We start from the raw sequence: 19,705 nt of genomic DNA, 5'->3' as shown, positions 1-19,705 counted from the left end.
CCCGCCCTCGGCGGCCACCACCACCACACCCCGGGCCCGCTACGACGGCGCCCGCAAGGCGTCGACCGGCTCCATCCGGGCGGCGCGCAGCGACGGGTAGAGGCCGGCGAGCAGGCCCACGAGGGCTCCCGCGAGCGGGGCGCCGAGGGCAAGTCCCAGGTCGAGCACCGGCGTCCACTGCTTGACCACGGCGACGCACACCACGATCGTGATGCCCAGGGCCGCGCCGACGACGCCGCCGAGCAGGCCGATGGTCGTCGACTCCAGCAGGAACTGACCGGCCACCTGCCGCCTCGAAGCCCCCAGGGCGCGCCGCAGCCCGATCTCCCCGACCCGTTCCATCACCGTCACCAGGGTCACGTTGGCGATGCCGATCGCGCCCACCACGAGCGAGACCAGGCCGAGGACGAGGAAGAGGCCGTTGACGTCGCTCTGAATGCCGTCGCGGGCCCTGGACAGGTCGGGCGGCGCCTCGACGCCCAGTGAGTCCTGGTGTCCGGGCGCCAGGGCGATCGGCGCCTGGCGCGCCACCTGCCGGGCCGCTCCCAGCGCGGTGTTGACCAGAACGAGGCTGACGTCGCGCAGGGCGAGGCGGTCCGCGGCGACGGTCGGCGGGAGTATCACGGCGGCGGACAGGCGCCGCTCGCGCTCGATGCCGCCGAGGATGCCGATGACGGTGTACGACTGGCCTTGGAAGAAGACCGCGGGCGCGTCCTCCACCCGGCTGATGCCGAGCAGCTTCGCCGCCTGGTCACCGAGCACGGCCACCTGGTCGCGGCGGTCGATGTCGCCGGTGTCGTAGAACCGCCCCTCGGTCATCGTGCCGCGTACGGCGGCGGGCAGGCCGTCCGACGCGGCGATGACGGCCAGGGTCTGGCCGGAGGCGTCGCCGGGCGCGTTCACGTCGTTGGACCGCACCTGGACGCTGTTGGTCGCGGCGGAGTCCGCGAGGGCGGCGGCCGATTCCACTCCGGCCAGGCGCCGGACCGCGTCGGTGCCCGACCATGGCACCAAGGGCCCGTCGTCGTCCCCGCCGGGCGGTGCCGCCGGTACCTTCACGGCCACCGAGGTCGCGGTGAGCGCGTCGAACCGTCCGACGATCTGGTTGCCCGCGGTGGACGCCACCCCGATGGTGATGACCAGCGTGGTGATGCCGAGCACCGTGCCGAGCGTGGTCAGCGCGGACCGCACCGGGCGGGCGAGGATACCGGCGAGGGCCTCCGTCCACAGGTCTCTGGGGTCCATCCGGGGACGGGCCGTCGGCGTCACGTGGTCTCCAGGGTGAGGCCGCCGTCGGTGATCCGGACCCGCTGCCCGGCCCGGCGGCTGACCGCTTCGTCGTGGGTGATCAGGACCAGGGTCATGCCCTGGGCGCACAGGTCGTCGAAGAGTTCCAGGACGGACAGGGTGTTCTCGCTGTCCAGGTTCCCGGTGGGCTCGTCACAGAGCAGCAGTGCCGGGTCCCCCATCAACGCCCGCGCGATGGCGACGCGTTGGCGCTCGCCGCCGGAGAGCCGGTCGGGCCTGAAGCCGGACCGGTGTCCGACCCCCACCCGCTCCAGCGCCTGTCGCGCCCGCTCTCTGCGGCTGCCGCGCCCGCGCCCGGGGCGTGGTCTGCGGTACGCCTCCGCCAGCATGACGTTCTCGTCCACCGTCCGGTACGGGAGGAGGTGGAAGGACTGGAACACGAAGCCGATCCGGCTGCCGCGCAGTGCGGTGCGTTCGAGGTCGCCCAGGGTCGTGGTCTCCACTCCGTCCAGCCGGTAGGAGCCCGCGGTGGGCCGGTCGAGCAGGCCCAGCGTGTTGAGCAGCGTCGACTTCCCGGACCCGGAGGGCCCGACGATCGACAGGTGTTCTCCCCGGCGCACCGTGAGGTCCACGCCGCGCAGCGCGTGCACGGGTGGTTCGGTGTCGAAGGTCCGCCGCACGCCGCTGAGTTCGATGACCGCGTCGCGGCCCCCGTCGTCCTGCGTCGGGTCCCCTTCGGTGGCCGGGGCGGCAGCCGTCGCCGGGGGTGTCACCTGCCCACCACCACCGCGTCGCCCTGTTTCAGCGCGGCGCCGTCCGGCTTCACCTCGACGAGGCCCGACGCGGAGAGCCCGACGGTGACCCGTACGTCCCCCACGCCGGTGCCCCGCAGGACCTGCACCCGGGCCTTTCCGTCCGCCGAGGTCCGGACCGCGGCGAGCGGCACGGTCAGCACCTTGCCGTCCGAGTCGCCGATCTTGATGGTCACCTTCACCGAGGCCCCGGCCTGGCCGGCCATCGGGCCGGGGTCGGGTACGGAGATCCGCAGCTGGACCGGGGCGCCGGAGCTGGAGCCGGACGCGTCGGAGGTGGAGCCGGACGCGTCGGCCGCCGCGCCGTCGCCCTCACCCGTTTCGGACCCGGCGCCCTCCTCGGCCGTCCCGGCGGAGGCCTCGTGGTCCCCACCGTCCTGCTGCGTCGGGGCCGAGGCGTCGGCGCCCAGCGCGGCCACGGTGCCGTGCGCCTTCTCGCCCTCGTTCGTCGTCAGGTCGACGGCCATGCCCTTCCTGAGCAGCTCCGCGTCCGATCCGGGGACGACCGCCTGGACCACCAGGTCGGAACTGGTCACCGTGCCGATCTGGCCGGACGGGACGTCCCCCGCCTTCACGGTCACCTTGTCCAGCCGTACCGGCAGCTTCGGGAAGAAGACGGCCTCTCCGGCCGGGACCTTCGTCCCGTAGGAGGCCTGGTACGTGCTGAGCGCGGCGTTCGCCATGTCCAGTGACTTCTGGGCGGACTTGAGCTGTATGGCCCGCACCTTCTTGTCGGTGCCGCTGTCCGTACCGCCGTCCGTACCGGCCTCCGCGCCACTGCCTGTACTGCTGCCGGTACTGCTGTCCGTACTGCCGTCCGTGCCGGTCTTCGGGGCCGGACGCGTCGAGCCGGCGCCGTCGGCCGTCGTGGTGAGAAGCGCCTCCTGGGCGGAGGACACCGACTGCTGCAACGTGCCCAGTTGCTGCTGCTCGTCCGGACTGGGCTGCTGCGCCTGGTACCCCTTGTGCGCGTACCAGCCGGTGACCGCGGCGGCCGTGCCCTGGCCGAAGGTTCCGGTGACACCACCGGGCTCGAAACCGAGCCGCCTCAGGGCCTTCTGGAGCTGCTTCACGTCGTCGCCCGACATGCCGGGCCCCAGGGCGCGGTACATCGGCACCGTGCCCTGCAGCGCGAGTACCGGCCGGCCGTTGACCGTCATCAGGACGTCGCCCTCCTTGACCTGGGCGCCGGAGACCGGCGCCTTGGTGACCCGCTGTTCCGCACCCTCGCCCCCCGCGGTCGCGGCGGTTCCGGTGCCGACGGCACCGGCCAGCGAGAGGGGCTCGGGCGAGTCGAACTCGACGGCTCCGGTCGCCACCACCGTCGCGGTGAGGGCCTGCCGCTGGACGGCGACCGTCACCGGGCCCGCCTTCGGCGCGCTGTGCGCGGCGGCGGCGTCGGCGGGCGAGTGCACCTGGCTTCCGGCGACCCAGCCGCCCGCGCCGACCAGGACGACCGCACCTATGACGGCGCCCAGTTGCTTTCTCGTACTGAAGCGAGTCACGCGTGGTCCCCCCAGTACGGGTGGGCCTTCTCCTTGGGGTAGTACGCGGCCCGGAAGGCCTTGCCGCACTCCAGGTCCTTCAGTGCGACGTCGATGTCCTTGGTGAGGAGCGGCAGGGCGGCCTCCCGGGTCAGCTGGTGCTGCTCGGGCAGCTTGGCCGTCAGGTCGAGGCGGACCATGGTGGACATGCCGGTCGGCTGGGTGGTGGAGACCGGGATGCCCTGCCCCCGCAGGCAGGTGGCGTACTGCTGGGCGAGCTGCACGAGTTGAGTGTCGCCGTTGAGCGCGAGCCCGTTCGTGCGGTTCGTCTCCTCCCGGCCGGCCTGCTCCTTCTTCGCCGCGGCGGCGCTCTGCTCGGGGCCGTACGCCTTGACCCTCGCCTCGGCGGTGCATCCGCGGGGCTTGTCCAGCACCGCCTTGTCCGTGGTCTTGGGGGGTACGCCGTTCAGCGCGGCGTCGTACGCCTTCAGCTGGGCGGGGGTCATGCCCTTCTCGTCGTCGTCGCCCGGGGTGGCGGCCTTCCCTCCCACTCTTCCGCCCGCGTTGCTGAACGGTGCCTTCGGGTCGTTGGGATACGCGTCGGCCGCGTACGTGCCGAATCCGTACTTCTGCCGGAACTTCTTCGACACCGCGTAGTCCTCCCCGTCCATTCCGGCGAGGGGGTCATCCGTGGACGGCGTCACCACGTGCGGCGTGTAGGTGAAGCCCTGCTTCTTCATGCAGGCCGCGAGGGCGTTCTCCATGATGTAAGTCTTCTTCACTTCGTCGCTCGTGCCGTCCGGGACGGAGAGTTGCCCGGAGCCGTCGGCCGCCGGTGTGCCGTCCTTCGCCGCGGACGGGCTGTCCGGGGCCGCCTTGTCGTCCGAACCACCGCATCCGGTCACCAGCGGCAGCACGGCCACCGCCAGGGCCGCGATCAGGGAGTCGCGCACAGCTTTTTTAGACATGTACATGCCATCCTTCTGTTCTGGGGGTGTCCGTGGCTGTCGGCCGTCGGTGGCCGATCGCCCGTGGTGTGCGGTCTCCGGGGCCGGCGGGTCAGCCGCCGCCGGCCGGCTCGACGGCGTCGAAGAGCCGGTAATCGGTGACCAGTTGAGTCAGCACGCGCTTATTGGGCACGGTGCCCTCCAGGTCCCTCCTGCCCTCGCTGCGGGGACTTGAGATCAACTGCACCGTCCAGCCGCCCGAGGTCAGGTAGGACAGGCCCCAGGCGTACGCGACGCCCGGGGCCCGCATCCGGGCCGGCATATGTTCCGCCGCCACGAAGTACTCCAGCACGCTGTCTCCCGTACGCGTCCGGAGAGCCGAGCACTTGGCCAGCCGGCCGCCCCACGGGCCGGTGAGCAGCCGGCCGCGTCCGTCCTGGCACCGCCAGACCTCCGACGGGGGTGCGGGCGGCACCCCGGACCGGGCCACCGTCACATAGAGGCTGGTCACGAGGCCCGTCCGGTCGGTCATCCGGAAATAGCCGGGCCGAGGCGGCTGCGCCGCCTCGATGGTGCCGGCCGAGGCGGGGAGGACCGAGCGCAGGAGCTCCGCCGAGGGATACCAGACCGAGGGCTCCGCTGCGGGCAGCGGCTGACGGTCCTCCCCCGTCGTCGACGCGAGCATCCCGTACCCACCGAACGCCACGACCGACGCCATGACCGCGGTACCCAGCGCCACCCCGATCCGGCGCCTGCGACGGATCCGGCTGCCGCGCGCGACAGCGCCCGGCACCAGATCGGGCATCGGCGGTTCCGGCCCGGTGTCCAGCCCGCCCAGCGCATCGGCCAGGGCGAACCCGTGCTCGTCGCCGCTCCACTTCTCCGCCATGCTCAGCACCCCGCCTTCGGATAGCCAATTCCCGCGCCTGAGCCCATGCCGTCGCCGCTCCCGAGCTGCGCCGCGAGCGGTGTGTCGCCCAGGACGCGGCGCAGTGTGGCCAGGCCCCGGGAGGTCTGGCTCTTCACGGTGCCGGTGCTGCACCCCAACGCCGCCGCGGTCTCCTCCACGCTCTGGTCGTGCCAGAACCGCAGCACGAGCACCGCCCGGCTGCGCGCCGGCACCTGCCGCAGCGCGGCCAGCAGCATCAGCCGCAGGTCCGGGTCGTGCGCCGGGGCCGCCACGTCGTACTCGTGCGCACTGGAGCGCTCCCACCAACGCCGACGACGGGTCTCGTCCACGAACGTCCGGAAGAGCACCTTGCGGGCGTAGCTTTCGGGCGAGTCCATCCGCACCCGGTGCCACACGGCGTACAGCTTCGCCAGCGCCGTCTGCGTCAGGTCCTCGGCCAGATGCCAGTCACCGCACAGCAGATACGCCGAGCGCCGCAGGTAGGCCTGCCGGCTGCGCGCGAACTCGTCGAACTCGACGGGGACCCCGGCGAGGTCGCGGACGCCGGCGGCGCTCGGTCCGTCCGGTGCCCGGGTCACCGGCCGCCTCCGCCCGGCACCGAAGCGGTGCGCGGTGAGAAGTACTTCATGCCGTACTGACGTGGTGGCCCGCGCGGGAGGTTGTCATCGATTCAAAAATACTTTCGCACCGGCTGTCCCCGGACAGCGGGCGGCCGACGAGAACACGGGGCCTCTGACCGTCACACGTCCCTGCGGAACCGGCACCAGACCACCTTGCCGGGGCTGCGCTCCCCCACGCCCCACCCGTCGGAGTACGCCGCCACGATCAGCAGCCCCCGCCCCGACTCCCCGGCGGGCTCCCGCGCCACGGGCGTACCGTCCCCGCTGTCGTGCACCTCGATCCGCAGCAGCCGCCCCGACTCCTGGAGCAGCAGCCGCACCCGGTAACCACGCCCCGGCGGCACCCCGTGCACCAGGGCGTTGGTCGCCAGCTCGCTCACGCAGAGCAGTACGTCATCGGCCCGCGCCCCGTACCCCCAGTCATCGGCGGCGGTCCGCACGAACTCCCGTACGGCCCGCACCGACCGGCGCTCGCGCCGGAAGAACCTCTCGCGCAGCAGCACGAGTTGCATCGTCTCGTTCATGAGACGAGCGTCACACTCCGTGACTAAGCTGACGCAGTACGTGCACCCGTACAGATTTCTTGTACGAGCCGGTCACGCGTGAAGTACGGACGAGGGTGGGGAGTGGGGACCGTATGCACCCCAGGAATCGGCAGCGCAAGAACGCCTCGGCAATGAAACTCGTAGGCGCGCTCGTCGCCCGGTTCCGCAGAGCCGCCGACCTGACTCAGCGCCAACTGGCCGAGCAGGCATGCGCCCAGCCGGAGACAATCGCCTCCATCGAGCAGGGCCGCCGCGCCTTGCTCCCGCCGCTGGCCCGCGTCCTGGACGTCCTCCTTGAGACGAAGGGTGCGCTGGAGACGGCGGTGGAGAACATGCCGGAGATCGACCTGATCCCGGCCTGGGCCGAGGAGTACATGGACCTGGAGCGGACGGCGCTGGCGCTGTCGTTCTTCGCGAACCAGGTCCTGCCGGGCTTGCTTCAGACGGAGTCGTACGCGCGGGCGGTGTTCAACAGCCGCGTACCCGCGTTCAGCCCGGAGGAGATCGACACTCACGTCAGCAACCGGCTGGAGCGTCAGGAGATCCTGCACCGCAAGAACCCTCCGACCACGAGCTTCATCATCTCCGAGGCGATCGTGCGGATGCCCTTGGGCGGCGCCGAATTGCACCGGGAGACCTTGCGCCACCTGCGCGCATGCGCCGACATCCCGGGCTTCGCGCTCCAGATCATGCCACTGGACCGCCCCACGCACGCGGCCCTCGACGGCCCTTTCATTCTGCTGGAAACGCCGGACTACCAGCGTCTCGCCTACACCGAGACGCAGCGTGGCAGCCAACTCATCTCCGACCCTGACGAGGTCAGCATCCTCGGGCAGAGGTATGCGATGCTGCGGACGCAGGCACTCAACGTCGAGGATACGAAGCGCCTGCTGGACCAGCTGCTAGGAGAGTTATGAGCACCGCACGCATGTGGTTCAAGTCCAGCTACAGCGGCAGCGACGGCGGCGAATGCCTCGAAGTCGCCTACAACTGGCGGAAGTCCAGTTACAGCGGTAGTGAGGGCGGCGAGTGCGTCGAGGTCGCCGCTCACCCCCGCGCCGTACACGTCCGCGACTCCAAGAACCCTGAGGGCCCGGCCCTCAGCCTCGCCCCCACCGCCTGGGCCGCGTTCACCGGGCACGTAGGACGCTGACGGGCGAGCTCCGGAGAACGATCGCAGGGTCTCAAGTCCAGGGCTTGGGGTCCTGCTGCTGTCGTCCCCGGAGCCGTACGGCGATGGCGACGACGGCAAGGACGAGGGTCGCGCCTCCCGAAGCGGCCAGCACCTGCCGGGGTCCCATGACGGCGACCAAGGGGCCGCCGAGTGCGGTGCCCAAGGGCGCGGAGGTCAGGAGGGCCGCGCCCCGGGCAGCCAGGACCGTGGTCAGCCAGGCTGCCGGGGTGCGGTCCTGGAACAGCGTGAAGGACAGGGCCGTGAAGGGTCCGTAGATCATGCCGCCCAGCGCGAAGCAGACGAGAGAGACGCTGACGGGCACGCCCAGGCCGAAGGGCATCAGCATCAGGCCCCAGCCGGCGACGATCCCCAGCGTGACCGGCCAGAGCGGGAGCTTGCGCAGGGCTCCGGCGGTCAGGCCGCCGACGACTGCACCTACCCCGAAGACAGTCCAGTACAGCCCGAGAAGACCCGCACCCGAGTGCAGATCATCGGTGACATGCAGGGGCAGCGCGACCTCTACCGGCCCATAGAGGAAGTTGAAGAACCACGTCAGCGCGAGAACACCGAGAAGTTCGGGCTGACGGCGCAACAGGTGCAGACCGGCAGCCGACCGTCCGGTGTCGACCGGCCCAGCCGTTGCCACGGCTCCGGCCACGCCGCCGACCCGGCCGACCTGGACAGCGAGGACGGCGAAGGACAAGGCGTCGATTCCGACGATCCAGGCCGGGCTGACGGCTGCCGCAAGGAATCCGGCGAGTGCGGGACCGACGATGACAGAAGCCGAGGCGCTCGCACTGACCAGCGCGTTCGCGGGCAGCCGCTGTTCCGGCGGCAGCATCTGGGCGAGCAGGGAGTACTTTCCGGCACTTCCCCAGGCATGCAGCACCGACGAACCCGCCAGCAGGACGACGTACACGACCGGGTGCAGCACCCCCGCCGCCCAGGCCAGGGGCACACAGCCGAGAAGCAGCGCGCGAAGCCAGCCGTCCACGGCCATGAGCCGCCGGGCAGGCAGTCGACGCAGCCAACGGCCGAAGACCAGCGCACCGACAGCGCCGGGAAGCGCGTACGCGGCAACGGCGGCACCGACGACCAGGCCGGACCGGCCGTCGGGCGCGATCAGAACGGCCAGCCAGGCGACGGCGACCACGCTCATCCCGTCACCGACGTCCGAAGCCACCAGAGCCGGCAGCAGTCGCCTGAACTCGCGCTGAGCGAAGAGCGGTTGGTACGTCCGTGGCACCAGGCGGATCGTCGTCGGGAGGGGCACCCGGCCAGAGTGCAGGCTCAAGCACACCTGAAGTCAAGGGGGTTCGAGGCGAGATCCGGGAGTCGGGCAGCTCGCGCAGCGGGTGAGGACGCGGTCCCGGGCCGCCATCCGCCATGAGGTGTGCCCGACTGTCAGTGGGGGCGTTTAGGGTCACCGACATGGCGACGCTCCCGAATCCACTCCGCTCCCCGGCCGACGCAGGTCTGGAACTCCCGCCCGGCACGCTCGTGACCGACACGATCGACGGCACGTGGGACGAACCACTGCTCTGGTACGGGGACGAGCCGGCGTCACCCGGGTCGTGGGCCGCGCTGCGGACGTTGGGCCGGCCCGTCGGGCTGCTGCCGGTGCTGATCGACGGCGGGGCGCGCGGCCAGTGGCCCGAGCGGTGGGACCTCGGCCCGGCCCGGACGACGTACCCCGGGGACCATGACGCCGAGGACGTGCTGAGCGAGGCGTGGGAGGCCTACGCCGCCGACGAGCTCGACCTCGACGACTCCGCGAGCGCCTGGCCGGGCCCGGCCCCCACGCCCGCCGAGGCCGGGCCGGACACCCCGGACGGGCTGGCGGGCGAGATCGCGGACCAGCTGATCGACATGGGCTTCGCACCCGCCGGGATGCGGGGCGCACTGGTGCCCGCCCGGCGCAGCGCGGACATACCGGCGGCGATCGGCTGGTCGGGACCGCTCAACCACGAGAACGACGTGGCCCGGCTCTGCGCGGTGCTGCGCTCCTGGGAGGACCGGTTCGGCGCCCGGGTCGTGGTGCTCGGCTTCGACACGATGGTCGTCTCCGTGAGCCGTCCGCCCACCACGACCGCCGAGGCCGAGGCGCTGGCGGCGGAGCACTTCGCGTTCTGCCCGGACAACATCCAGCAGTCGACGCTCAACACGCTCCCGGCGTACGCGGAGAAGGCGCTGTTGAACCAGGAGAGCTGGGCGTTCTGGTGGGACTGAGCCCCGCGGGACGCCGCAGAGGGGTGCAAGGCGACGGTCAGCGTGGCCGGTCACCGGTCAGCGCCTGCCGCCGGGCCCACGCGCCGATCGCGTCAGCGATGGCCCGGGGCCGGTCCTCGGGCGCGTGGTGACCGGCCGGGCCGCAGTGCCGGATCTCCAGCGCGGCGATGTTCGCCGCGCACCAGTCGGTCATCTCCTTGCCGATCAGCAGGGTCGGTGAGGAGTCGAAGGTGAGGAGCAGCTTGGGGACGCCCTGGCTGCCGGCCAGCCATGTGCCGTAGTGCGCGATCCGTTCGGCCACTTCGGCCGGCTCCCCGTCCAGCGGCAGCGAGCGCGCCCATTCCAGCACCGGGCGACGGCTTTCCCGCGTCGGGTACGGCGCCAGGTAGGCACGCAGGTCCTCCTCGTTCACCGGGTTCAGCACCCCGCCGGTGAAGGCCGACTCCACAAAGGCGTTCTGGTCCAGCACCAGCGCCTCGCCCTGTGGACCGCGCATGGCCAGGGCGCGTGCGCGCGGTCCGTCGCCCAGTTCGCTCCAGGCCATCGGCCGCACCATGGTCTCGAAGAAGGCGATGCCGGAGATCCGGCCGGGGTTGCGGGCCGCCCAGTCGAAGGCGAGTGCGCCACCCCAGTCGTGGCCGACGAGCACCACCCTGTCCAGGCCCATCCGGTCGATCCAGGCGTCCAGGTAGCGCGCGTGGTCGGCGAACCGGTAGGGCAGGGCCGGCTTGCCGGAGCGGCCCATGCCGATCAGGTCGGGAGCGAGCAGGCGGGCGGGCAGGTCGACTGCGGGCAGCACCTTCCGCCACAGGTGCGAGGAGCTGGGGTTGCCGTGCAGGAAGACGAAGGGGGTTCCGTTGCCGGTCTCTTCGTGGAACATCGTCGAGTCCAGCACGTTCGTGACCGGCATGAGGCCCCATATCGTTGGTCTGACTAACGTTCTCTCGACGGCGAGGATAGTTTGTTAGTGGGACTAACGCAACGTACGATTCCGGCATGAGCGACAGCACGCCCGACCTGGCGAGCCCGACCGACCGGCAGGCCGGTGCCGCACGGCTGCGGAATCTGGGGACCCGGCTTCTCTCACTGGCCGCGATTCAGTCGGATCGCCTGGTGAACGAGGAGTTGGCACGCGTGGACGCCCGCAAGTGGCATTACGCGGTGCTCGCCACACTGGAGGAGTTCGGTCCCACCAGTCAGGCGGAGCTGAGCCGCCGCACCGGGATCTACCGCAGCGACATCGTCGCGGTGATCAACGAGCTGTCCGGTCGCGGGCTGGTGGAACGCTCACCCAACCCCGCCGATCGCCGGCAGAACATCGTCACCCCCACCGAGCAGGGACACCGACGACTGCTGAAGCTGGACAAACTGCTCACCGAGGTGGAGGACGAGGTCCTCGCACCGCTGACCCCGCCGGAACGAGAGCAGTTGGCCCGGCTCCTCGCCACTCTTGTGGATCACCACGGCCGGAACGCCTGAACACGGCTTCCGCTACCGCCGATCGCGCACCTCAGGGGGTTTTGAGGAGGTCGCGGAGTCCGGCGACGAGGGTGGTGACGTCGCGTTCGGCGGGCTGACTCGTGGGGGTAGCGGGGGTCCCGGCGGTTGGTGCGGGTTCGCGGCAGGGGTGGCAGAGGCCGTCGGGGAGTGCTTCGGGGCGGCCGGGGGTGCCGCATTCGGTGCACTCCATCATCACGCGGTGGGTGGGGGTTCCGGCGGGTGGTGGCGTGGGTGCGGTGGGGAGTGCGGGCGGGATCTTGGTGGTGAGGCGGTGGCGGATCAGGCCGAGCGGCGAGTCGACGTGGGCGGGCAGTCCGGCAGTGAGGGCGCCGGTGAGGTAGTCGGCGTCCACGCCGCGTGCGAACCACCGCTGGGCCAGGGATTCCATGGCTGTGCAGTCGGCGGCGGAGAGCGCCAGGCGCGCATCGACCCGTCCGAGCCCGGCGAGCGCGAGGTACGCGGGCGACGGGGACGACGGGGGCGTGGGTACGGGCGCGGGCACGGGTGCGGGTGCGGCTTCGGGCCGTTCCGGCTCGGGGGGTCGCTGCGTGGGCACCGCCACCGCAGCTTCCACGGGCTCAACCTCCGCCACCAGCACGGGTACGGGTGCGCAGTCCTCCTGGATCACGCTCCCGGGGGCCAGGTGCGCCGCCCACCACTCATCGCCCCGGGAGGTCCGTGACCAGTAGGTCCTGAACACCCACCGCACCTGGTCGCCCTCACCGACCGCACACCGCACGCGCCGCAGGTGCCCGGCCACGGACAGCGCGGTCAGCGCCGAGCCGACGGCCTGCTGCCCGTAGAGCGGGATCTGCTTGGCGAGGCACTTCACACTCATCGTGGCGCCCTCGGGCAGCCGCTCGATGAACCCGGCGACATACCGCTCCCGCAACGGCAGCAGCGCGAAATCATCAGCGCGGGGCGGGAGTTCGTCCGGGACGGTGCGCTTGCCGTATCCGGGATGGGACATCGGGTGCGGGGGCGACACAGCGGACGCGGGCAGGGCGGGACTAAAGTTCTGAACAGCCACGGATCGTCTTTCCCGATCTTGAGGTCAGACCCCGGCCGGTGTTGGAACACCGCGTCGGGGTCGTTTAGTTTCTCGCACCGTAGACAGTCACCACGCTCCGTCGCAAGCCGTCACCATTAGTCATACTTGCTGCCCGCGACAGGTCGGGGGCGGGCCAGGGGGACGGGTCCGGGAGGTGGGCAGGTTTTCCCAACCACCCTTCTTTACCTACCGGTTAAAAGAAGGCGCTCGAATCTCGGAGCTCGTGTCTCGCAGCTCGGGTCCCAAGCCCCGAGCCCCGGGCCGCACCCGCCCCTCCGTACGCTCGAACGAGTGAACCACCCCTCCCGAAGCCCGAAGCTCGGGACCCGAGCCGCGAGCCCCGAGACCCGAGCTTCCGGCCTCCGGAGCGTCAGTCGGCCATCTCCCACTTCAGGCTGTCCCGGTTGTAGCGGTACTCGGGCCGGCCCGCGATGCTGCTCGTACGGAACGGCCGGCCGCCGTCGTCGATGCGCATCGTGCCCGTCTGGCCGCCGCTGCTCCACTCCAGCTCCAGGTACCACGTCACGTCGTGGCCCTCCACGTGCGCGTCCAGGTCGAAGACCTCCACGTCCTTGGAGGAGACGCGGAAGGGGAAGTCCTTCGCCGGGACCTTCTTGTCGCCCTGCCGCCCCGCCACGGGGGTGAGGGTGGGGCGGCTGTCGTCCAGGCCGACGTCGAAGGACTGGGGCTCGATCCCGCTCCCGCAGCCCTCGCCCATCGAGAACGCGGACCGCTTCAGGGGCGCGAGACGGTTCATCACCCGCACGTTCAGGTCCTTGAGGACGACCGCCTGCTCGGAAGTGCCCTGCACCGTGAGTTCGAGCCTCATCTGGCCGCCGTCCACCCCGCCCAGGGCGCGGGCCCAGCCGCGGGTGTCCTGCGGTACGGGCGGCGGAGGCACGACGTCGGCGCTCTGGTCCAGCAGGTAGTACTGCCCGCAGGGCTCTTCCCAGTTGTACGAGCTGATGGTGACGGTCGGCGGCCGGCCGGTGCCGGGCTTCGGCTCGCCCCCCGCCGCGGGCGGGGTGTCCTTCGACGGCGTCACGGACGGGGTGGCGGACCCGGTGGTCGCGGACGCGCTCGGTTTCCGCGAGGGACTGGCGGACGCGGACGCGCTCTCCGAGGCGCCGGACACCGCCTCCGCCTTCTTCTCGTCCTCGTGAGCCGACGGGCCCGGGGCGGCGCCCACGGCGGCGTCCTCGCTCGACCCGGCGAGCTGGTTGGCGACGACGGCCGTGGGCACGGTGAGCGCGACGACCGCCGCGGCCGCGAGCAGCACCCGGGTGCGGGCGGACGCGCGCCGCCAGCGGTTGCCCGGGGCGGCGGGCACGGCCGGGTGCTCACGCTCCAGGTCGGGCCCGGACGGCACGGGCTCCGGTGGCACGGACGCGGCCACGGGCTCGGGAACGGGTGCGGGTGCGGCCTCCGGAGCAGCGGCAGGGGCCGAGGGAGCGGCGGGCGCAGCGGGTGCGGCCCCGCTCTCCGGCTTCCCCCGGCGCCGGGCCGCCTCCGCGACGATCCACCGCCGGTGCAACTCCACGAGTTCGTCGGACGTGGCACCGCACAGCCGGGCCAGCCGCTCCACCGACCCGTACTCGTTGGGGACGGCGTCCCCGTTGCAGTACCGATGGAGCGTCGACGTACTGACGTGCAGTTTCCCGGCGAGCACCCCGTAACTACGTCCCGAACGGTCCTTCAGTTCCTTGAGCAGGGCCGCGAAATCCTCGGCCTCCGGCGTCGCCACTGCAGCGTTCCCCCTCCTGGTCCGTCCCGGAACACCGTTCCAGGGACGTGGAATCTGCCCAGGTCACAGTACGCGCAGGCATTCCAGCATCCCCAATGGATCTGCAGGTGTTGCGGCCGGAATCCGCCGCCCCGCAATCTGTGACCACACCGCAGAGACCACAGGGGACGAGCGAATGCGAACCCTCTTCCGCATCGAGCTCATCGATGTTCTGGCCATCGGCGTGGTGATCGTGACCGGCACGGTCGTCATGATCCTCATCCACCGGCCCTGATCCACCGACACTGATCCGTCAGCACTGATCAACCGTCACCGAGCACAACCACGTGCACCACACAAGCAACCGCAATCACTTCACGGGGAGTACCACCATGCGCAGCAGCCGCATCCGCACCACCGCCCTCGCCGCCACCGCTCTGCTGGCCGCCCTCTCGCTCACCGCATGCAGTGGTGACGACGGCAGCAGCACGAGCGACAACGGCAAGGCGGGAGCGTCCGTTCCGGCGGCGAGCAACGCCGGCAAGCAGACCCGGACCGACGCACCGGCGAAGGACGCCGACGCCGAAGCCGACGCCGACGCCGCCAAGGCCAAGTCCGGCGGCACGTCGAACGGGACCTCGAACGGCACGTCGAACGGCACGTCGAACGGCACGTCGGATGCGGCGAAGGCCGGAAAGGGTTCCAGCGGCTCCACGGCCAACAAGGGCGACGCCACCAAGTACGGCAAGACGGTGACCTGCGACGGCTCGAACACCAAGACCAGCGTCAGCAAGGTGACCCGCCCCATCAACCACCTGCTGCTGACCCTGACCAACTCGGGCAGCAAGACCTGCTACGCCTACTACTCGCCCAAGCTCCGCTTCGACGACGCGCAGGCCGTCTTCCCGATCCTGGAGGACAGCCGGCCCCAGGCCGTCGTGACGCTCGACCCGGGCCAGTCCGCGTACGCCTCCATCGGCCTGATCGGCGAGCCCGGCGCCGGCCCGGCCCCGCGCAAGGGCACCCACCTCCAGGTCAACTTCTCCGGCAAGAGCCCGGAGGGCTCCACGGGCACCCCGGCCGAGCTGTCCCTCCCGGCCAACACCATGTGGGACGACAACGGCTTCGTCACCTACTGGCAGGCCGAGATGGCCGACGCCCTCACCTACTGAGCCCGTCCGCCCGGCCCTCCGGCACCCCGGCCGTCCCAGTGACGGCCGTACCGCCGGAGGGCCGGGCTCCTGCGCTCCGGTGGGTCCGGGCATCTGAGTACGGACACCCATGTGCTCCGGTCCGAACCGGGGTTGGATAGCACACATGGCCGATACAGCTCCAGACACAGACGCAGACAACGAGTTCATTACGTCCAACGCCCCGGGCGGCTGGGTGGCGCCGCTGATCTCCACCGTCGTCACCCTGCCGCTCGCGTGCCTCACGCTGCTCTGGGGCATGCTCTCGCCCATGGCCTGCGACTCCTGCTCGGAAGCCGAGTCAGACCGGTTCGACGCGAGCTTCGGTCCCGCGTTCGTCGTCCTCGTGTGCTGCCTGGCGGTCGCTCTCATCCTGCTCGTCGTGAGCTGGTTCCTGCCGCGCCGGCCGGACCGGGCCGGGCCCCGCGCCCTCTTCGCGCTGCTGGCCCCCCTCGCGGTCGGCCTCGCCTATCTGCTGTTCTCCGGCATCGTCGAGTTGCCCTGAAGCAGCCGGTCCGGGAATGCGCGGCCGCCCACGGGGAAGCCCACACAGCATGGACCGGACAGAGAGCCTCATCGATCAGTTCCGCGCGCTGCCCGCCGAGAGCGACGAGAAGCGTGCACTCGTCACCGAACTGCGGGACGTACTCGCGGACCGGCCCGACCACCCGGCGGCCATGGCGTTCCTCGCCGCACTGACCGAGGACACCGAGGAGTACGAGCTCGCCCGGATCGAGGCCACGACGGCCCTGCGGCTGTGGCCGCCCACGGACGACACCCACCGGCAGCGGGCCACCCGTGCGCTGCTGGCCGTGATGCGCGGGCCCGACGAGGACCTGGTGAGGCAGTACGCGGCCATGGCGCTCGGCCCCTACGCGGACGACCCGGAGGTCCACGACGCGATGGCGGCCGCCGTCCTCTTCGACGAGGACCCGCTCGTCCGGGACAACGCCCTGGCCGCGCTCAGCCACGCGGGCCCGAGCGAGGGCCGCGCCGAGGTGCTGCACCGGCTGGCCGACGACCGGGCGCTGGGCCGGGAGGCGGCCCGTATCCTCACGGCCTGGGGCGGCGAACCGGCGCTCTGAGCACCGGCCGGAAGGCGCCGCGCAGGACTCCGAGACAACCTGACCGTGATCCGGAACATCTCCTCTCACAAGTCCGCGCCCCCGCCGCGGACGGTGAACGAGGAGCTGGAGCATGGCCCGACGCCCCATCCGCCCCATCGGCCCGATACGTCTTCGCGGGCGCCGGATCGACTACCCCCGCCGGGGCAGGTCCAACTGGCGCCGCTGGACCCCTTCGTGGCGGCAGGTTCTGAGCGTGGCCCTGCTGGGAGCCGGAGCGCTCGCAGGGCTGTTCGCCGCGATGTACGCGTCCGTCGACATCCCGGACGAGAACGACGAGGCACGCAGACAGGGCACCGTCTACTACTGGGCGGACGGCAGCCAGTTGGTGAGCGTCGGCACGGTCAACCGGCAGAACGTCACGCTCGCCGACATACCCGACTCGATGGAACACGCGGTCATCGCCGCCGAGAACGAGACCTTCTACTCCGACTCGGGAGTCTCGGTGAAGGGAATCGCCCGCGCGGCCGTCAGCATGGTCGAGGGCGGTGAGACCCAGGGCGGCTCCACCATCACCCAGCAGTACGTGAAGAACACCTACCTCAGCCAGGAGCAGTCGGCGAAGCGGAAGTTCAAGGAGTTCTTCATCTCGCTCAAGCTCAGCAACAAGCAGAGCAAGAACGCGATTCTCCAGGGGTACCTGAACACCAGCTGGTTCGGCCGAGGCGCCTACGGCATCCAGGCGGCGGCGGTCACGTACTACGGCGTCCCCGCGAAGGACCTCGACCCGGGCCGGACGGCGATGCTCGCGTCGCTGCTCAAGGGGGCCGAGCAGTACGACCCCGCAGGCGGCAAGGCCAACCACGAACGCGCCGTCGAGCGCTGGAAGTGGGTTCTGGACCGGCAGGTCGAGAACGGCATGATGACGCAGACCGAGCGGGACAGGTACACGAAGTTTCCCGAACCGCGGGACACCGTCAAACCCACCAGCCTCGGCGGCCAGACCGGCTACCTCGTCGACATCGCCAACAAGTACATCAAGCAGCGCTCGGGCCTCACCGCCAAGGACCTCGCCCGGGGCGGCTACCGGGTGCACACCACCTTCGAGAAGGACAAGGTACGGGAGCTGGAGCGGGCCGTCCGGCGCGTGCGCAAGCACGACCTCGACCCCGGCAAGCGCCCCCAGGACAAGTACGTCGAGGTCGGCGCCGCATCTGTCCGGCCCGAGGACGGGGCGGTCGTCGCGGTGTACGGCGGAGCCGACGCGACCACCCGCTTCGCCAACAACGCGGACACCTCGGGCGTCCCCGTCGGCTCGGCCTTCAAGCCCTTCGTACTGGCCGCCGCGCTGCAGAACGGCCACGGGATCACCCTGGACAGCGGCTACGACAGCGCCGGGCGGCTGATCACCAACACCCCTCTCGCGGCCCTGCCCACCCGTCCGCCGGGCAGCGGCCCCGTACCGGCGCAGATCATGCCGGAGACGACCCTGCGCGACGCGCTGGTCAGGTCCGCCAACCTCACCTTCGTACGGCTCGGCAAGGACATCGGGCTGAAGAAGGTGAAGCAGCTGGCGGTCGCGTCCGGGCTGCACGAGGAGAGCCTGGCCCGCCTGGACAAGTCCTTCCCCCTGGGCACCTCCACACCGAGCGCGGTCAGGATGGCGGACGCCTACACCGCCTTCAACAACGACGGCATGAGGGCCGACCCCTACTCGGTGACCGGGATGACGCGCGACGGCGAGGCGGTCGAGGGTTTCGGGAAGCCGGAGCGGCGGCGCGCGATGGACGCCTCCGTGGCGAACGACGTGAGGGAGACCCTGGGGATCACGGCCTGGACCTCGCTGTCGCGGGACAGGAAGCTCAACAAGCTCGTCGGCGAGGGACCGATGAACGATCTCTCGGCGGGCACGACCGACGGGGACGACCGGATGAGGTCGGCCTGGTTCATCGGCCACGCCAAGGGGCTGACCACGGCCGTGACGATGTTCCGCAACAAGCCGGGAACCCCCCAACTGCTGGGAATGCAGGGCGTGGGCGGAGACGACTCGGAGCGCGGCAACGTCTTCCCGCTCCGGATCTGGACCTCCTACACCACCGGGAAGTAAGCCCCGTCGCGGGACAGCCCCGCCCCGGACCGGGCGGGGCTGTCACATACCGCTTTCAGGAACCGGAGCGCCCCAGCCGCTGCGCGACCTCCGTCGCCCAGTACGTCAGGATCATCTGCGCGCCCGCCCGCCGGATACCGGTCAGGCTCTCCAGGATCGCCGCGTCCCGGTCGATCCAGCCGCGCTCGGCGGCGGCCTCGATCATCGAGTACTCGCCGCTGATCTGGTACGCGGCCACCGGCACGTCCACCGCGTCCGCGACCTTCGCCAGGATGTCCAGGTAGGGCCCGGCCGGCTTGACCATGACCATGTCCGCGCCCTCCTCCAGGTCGAGCGCCAGCTCGCGCAGCGACTCACGGGCGTTGGCCGGGTCCTGCTGGTAGGTCTTGCGGTCGCCCCGGAGCGAGGAGCCGACGGCCTCGCGGAAGGGGCCGTAGAAGGCGGAGGAGTACTTCGCCGTGTACGCGAGGATCGCCACGTCCTCGTGGCCGGTCTGGTCCAGGGCGTCGCGGATCACGCCGACCTGGCCGTCCATCATGCCGCTGGGGCCCACCACATGGGCGCCCGCGTCGGCCTGGACCTGGGCCATCTCCGCGTACCGCTCAAGGGTCGCGTCGTTGTCGACCCGGCCGTCCTCGGTCAGCACCCCGCAGTGGCCGTGGTCCGTGGTCTCGTCCAGGCAGAGGTCGGACATGACGACGAGATCGTCCCCGACCTCCTCGCGCACCGCCCGCAGACCGAGCTGGAGGATGCCGTCCGGGTCGGTGCCCGCAGTGCCCCGGGCGTCCTTCTTCTCGTCCAGCGGCACACCGAACAGCATGATCCCCGAGACGCCCGCCGAGACCGCGTCGACCGCGGCCTTCCGCAGGGTGTCCAGGGTGTGCTGCTGCACACCGGGCATGGCCGAGATGGCGACCGGCGCGTCGATGCCCTCGCGGACGAACGCGGGCAGGATCAGGTTCGCCGGGTCGAGCCGTGTCTCGGCGACCATCCGCCGCATCACGGGGGTCGTCCGCAGCCGTCGGGGGCGAGAGCCGGGGAAGTTTCCGTACACAGTCATTCTTCGAGACTAGACCCGTACACATCACGCTCTTACCGACA

20 protein-coding genes are annotated in these 19,705 nt (G+C 71.1%); 8 read left to right on the top strand and 12 right to left on the bottom strand.

Annotated features, from left to right (window positions below; all coding sequences use genetic code 11):
* Positions 1 to 39: 39 nt before the first annotated feature.
* The 7 genes from EDD93_RS13090 to EDD93_RS13060 form a co-directional block, all read right to left on the bottom strand.
* Positions 40 to 1,245, bottom strand: coding sequence for an ABC transporter permease (locus tag EDD93_RS13090; protein WP_123525315.1), 1,206 nt, complete (start codon positions 1,243 to 1,245; stop codon positions 40 to 42).
* 20 nt (positions 1,246 to 1,265) lie between these two features.
* A complete protein-coding gene (locus EDD93_RS13085) occupies positions 1,266 to 2,021 on the bottom strand; it encodes an ABC transporter ATP-binding protein (RefSeq protein ID WP_398903517.1) in 756 nt (251 codons plus the stop codon).
* Entirely contained in the window at positions 2,018 to 3,565 is a 1,548-nt protein-coding gene (locus EDD93_RS13080; RefSeq protein ID WP_123525314.1) for a peptidoglycan-binding domain-containing protein, read from the bottom strand. The genes EDD93_RS13085 and EDD93_RS13080 overlap by 4 nt, the downstream gene beginning before the upstream one ends.
* Positions 3,562 to 4,512: a hypothetical protein gene (locus EDD93_RS13075; RefSeq protein WP_260255710.1), complete on the bottom strand. Its 951-nt coding sequence runs from the start codon at positions 4,510 to 4,512 to the stop codon at positions 3,562 to 3,564. The genes EDD93_RS13080 and EDD93_RS13075 overlap by 4 nt, the downstream gene beginning before the upstream one ends.
* A 91-nt stretch (positions 4,513 to 4,603) precedes the next feature.
* Positions 4,604 to 5,380 carry a hypothetical protein gene (locus EDD93_RS13070; RefSeq protein WP_123525312.1) on the bottom strand — a complete coding sequence of 259 codons (777 nt, stop codon included), beginning with the start codon at positions 5,378 to 5,380 and terminating at the stop codon, positions 4,604 to 4,606.
* 2 nt (positions 5,381 to 5,382) lie between these two features.
* Positions 5,383 to 5,979 carry a SigE family RNA polymerase sigma factor gene (locus tag EDD93_RS13065; RefSeq protein ID WP_123525311.1) on the bottom strand — a complete coding sequence of 199 codons (597 nt, stop codon included), beginning with the start codon at positions 5,977 to 5,979 and terminating at the stop codon, positions 5,383 to 5,385.
* Positions 5,980 to 6,140: 161 nt separating this feature from the next.
* Positions 6,141 to 6,545 carry an ATP-binding protein gene (locus EDD93_RS13060; RefSeq protein ID WP_123525310.1) on the bottom strand — a complete coding sequence of 135 codons (405 nt, stop codon included), beginning with the start codon at positions 6,543 to 6,545 and terminating at the stop codon, positions 6,141 to 6,143.
* 113 nt (positions 6,546 to 6,658) lie between these two features.
* Between EDD93_RS13060 and EDD93_RS13055 the strand changes: the two genes are divergently transcribed.
* Together EDD93_RS13055 and EDD93_RS13050 are read left to right on the top strand one after the other, a co-directional pair.
* Positions 6,659 to 7,483 (top strand): helix-turn-helix transcriptional regulator, encoded by an 825-nt coding sequence (locus tag EDD93_RS13055; RefSeq protein ID WP_123525309.1) that lies wholly within the window; start codon positions 6,659 to 6,661, stop codon positions 7,481 to 7,483.
* A complete protein-coding gene (locus EDD93_RS13050; RefSeq protein WP_123525308.1) occupies positions 7,480 to 7,719 on the top strand; it encodes a DUF397 domain-containing protein in 240 nt (79 codons plus the stop codon). The genes EDD93_RS13055 and EDD93_RS13050 overlap by 4 nt, the downstream gene beginning before the upstream one ends.
* A 31-nt stretch (positions 7,720 to 7,750) precedes the next feature.
* Here the strand turns inward: EDD93_RS13050 and EDD93_RS13045 are convergent, their stop codons facing one another.
* Complete coding sequence (locus EDD93_RS13045; RefSeq protein ID WP_260255709.1) at positions 7,751 to 8,986, bottom strand: MFS transporter; 1,236 nt, start codon at positions 8,984 to 8,986, stop codon at positions 7,751 to 7,753.
* A gap of 185 nt (positions 8,987 to 9,171) precedes the next feature.
* Between EDD93_RS13045 and EDD93_RS13040 the strand changes: the two genes are divergently transcribed.
* Positions 9,172 to 9,969, top strand: a complete 798-nt coding sequence (locus EDD93_RS13040; RefSeq protein ID WP_123525307.1) for a DUF4253 domain-containing protein — start codon at positions 9,172 to 9,174, stop codon at positions 9,967 to 9,969.
* 37 nt (positions 9,970 to 10,006) lie between these two features.
* On the opposite strand, the gene EDD93_RS13035 is transcribed toward EDD93_RS13040, so the two are convergent.
* Complete coding sequence (locus EDD93_RS13035) at positions 10,007 to 10,879, bottom strand: haloalkane dehalogenase (protein WP_123525306.1); 873 nt, start codon at positions 10,877 to 10,879, stop codon at positions 10,007 to 10,009.
* An 86-nt stretch (positions 10,880 to 10,965) separates the two neighbouring features.
* On the opposite strand from EDD93_RS13035, the gene EDD93_RS13030 reads away from it, so the two are divergent.
* Positions 10,966 to 11,448 (top strand): MarR family winged helix-turn-helix transcriptional regulator, encoded by a 483-nt coding sequence (locus tag EDD93_RS13030; protein WP_123525305.1) that lies wholly within the window; start codon positions 10,966 to 10,968, stop codon positions 11,446 to 11,448.
* 31 nt (positions 11,449 to 11,479) lie between these two features.
* Here the strand turns inward: EDD93_RS13030 and EDD93_RS13025 are convergent, their stop codons facing one another.
* Complete coding sequence (locus EDD93_RS13025; RefSeq protein WP_185092298.1) at positions 11,480 to 12,499, bottom strand: MarR family transcriptional regulator; 1,020 nt, start codon at positions 12,497 to 12,499, stop codon at positions 11,480 to 11,482.
* A gap of 391 nt (positions 12,500 to 12,890) precedes the next feature.
* A complete protein-coding gene (locus EDD93_RS13020; RefSeq protein WP_123525303.1) occupies positions 12,891 to 14,264 on the bottom strand; it encodes a helix-turn-helix transcriptional regulator in 1,374 nt (457 codons plus the stop codon).
* 371 nt (positions 14,265 to 14,635) lie between these two features.
* Here EDD93_RS13020 and EDD93_RS13015 point away from each other — a divergent pair, with 371 nt between their 5' ends.
* The 4 genes from EDD93_RS13015 to EDD93_RS13000 all read left to right on the top strand — a co-directional run bounded on the left by EDD93_RS13015 (position 14,636) and on the right by EDD93_RS13000 (position 18,604).
* Positions 14,636 to 15,415, top strand: coding sequence for a DUF4232 domain-containing protein (locus tag EDD93_RS13015; RefSeq protein WP_123525302.1), 780 nt, complete (start codon positions 14,636 to 14,638; stop codon positions 15,413 to 15,415).
* Positions 15,416 to 15,560: 145 nt separating this feature from the next.
* Positions 15,561 to 15,938, top strand: coding sequence for a hypothetical protein (locus tag EDD93_RS13010; RefSeq protein ID WP_260255708.1), 378 nt, complete (start codon positions 15,561 to 15,563; stop codon positions 15,936 to 15,938).
* Between the two features lie 49 nt (positions 15,939 to 15,987).
* Complete coding sequence (locus EDD93_RS13005; RefSeq protein ID WP_260255707.1) at positions 15,988 to 16,518, top strand: HEAT repeat domain-containing protein; 531 nt, start codon at positions 15,988 to 15,990, stop codon at positions 16,516 to 16,518.
* 112 nt (positions 16,519 to 16,630) lie between these two features.
* Positions 16,631 to 18,604, top strand: coding sequence for a transglycosylase domain-containing protein (locus EDD93_RS13000; protein ID WP_123525300.1), 1,974 nt, complete (start codon positions 16,631 to 16,633; stop codon positions 18,602 to 18,604).
* 55 nt (positions 18,605 to 18,659) lie between these two features.
* On the opposite strand, the gene hemB is transcribed toward EDD93_RS13000, so the two are convergent.
* On the bottom strand, positions 18,660 to 19,664 hold the full coding sequence (gene hemB / locus EDD93_RS12995; protein ID WP_185092297.1) for a porphobilinogen synthase: 1,005 nt from the start codon (positions 19,662 to 19,664) through the stop codon (positions 18,660 to 18,662).
* Positions 19,665 to 19,705 lie beyond the last annotated feature (41 nt).

Origin of the sequence: Streptomyces sp. 840.1 (genome assembly GCF_003751445.1) — a bacterium.
Lineage (GTDB): Bacteria > Actinomycetota > Actinomycetes > Streptomycetales > Streptomycetaceae > Streptomyces.
Note: the sequence above shows the minus strand (reverse complement) of the source record. Positions and strands in the feature narration are given on the sequence as shown.

Coding starts and splice junctions, on each gene's coding strand:
- EDD93_RS13050 (WP_123525308.1), top strand. CDS start 7,480: ATGAGCACCGCACGCATGTGGTTCAAGTCCAGCTACAGCGGCAGCGAC.
- EDD93_RS13040 (WP_123525307.1), top strand. CDS start 9,172: ATGGCGACGCTCCCGAATCCACTCCGCTCCCCGGCCGACGCAGGTCTG.
- EDD93_RS13055 (WP_123525309.1), top strand. CDS start 6,659: ATGCACCCCAGGAATCGGCAGCGCAAGAACGCCTCGGCAATGAAACTC.
- EDD93_RS13030 (WP_123525305.1), top strand. CDS start 10,966: ATGAGCGACAGCACGCCCGACCTGGCGAGCCCGACCGACCGGCAGGCC.
- EDD93_RS13005 (WP_260255707.1), top strand. CDS start 15,988: ATGGACCGGACAGAGAGCCTCATCGATCAGTTCCGCGCGCTGCCCGCC.
- EDD93_RS13060 (WP_123525310.1), bottom strand. CDS start 6,545: ATGAACGAGACGATGCAACTCGTGCTGCTGCGCGAGAGGTTCTTCCGG.
- EDD93_RS13090 (WP_123525315.1), bottom strand. CDS start 1,245: ATGGACCCCAGAGACCTGTGGACGGAGGCCCTCGCCGGTATCCTCGCC.
- EDD93_RS13000 (WP_123525300.1), top strand. CDS start 16,631: ATGGCCCGACGCCCCATCCGCCCCATCGGCCCGATACGTCTTCGCGGG.
- EDD93_RS13010 (WP_260255708.1), top strand. CDS start 15,561: ATGGCCGATACAGCTCCAGACACAGACGCAGACAACGAGTTCATTACG.
- EDD93_RS13070 (WP_123525312.1), bottom strand. CDS start 5,380: ATGGCGGAGAAGTGGAGCGGCGACGAGCACGGGTTCGCCCTGGCCGAT.
- hemB (WP_185092297.1), bottom strand. CDS start 19,664: ATGACTGTGTACGGAAACTTCCCCGGCTCTCGCCCCCGACGGCTGCGG.
- EDD93_RS13015 (WP_123525302.1), top strand. CDS start 14,636: ATGCGCAGCAGCCGCATCCGCACCACCGCCCTCGCCGCCACCGCTCTG.
- EDD93_RS13035 (WP_123525306.1), bottom strand. CDS start 10,879: ATGCCGGTCACGAACGTGCTGGACTCGACGATGTTCCACGAAGAGACC.
- EDD93_RS13075 (WP_260255710.1), bottom strand. CDS start 4,512: ATGTCTAAAAAAGCTGTGCGCGACTCCCTGATCGCGGCCCTGGCGGTG.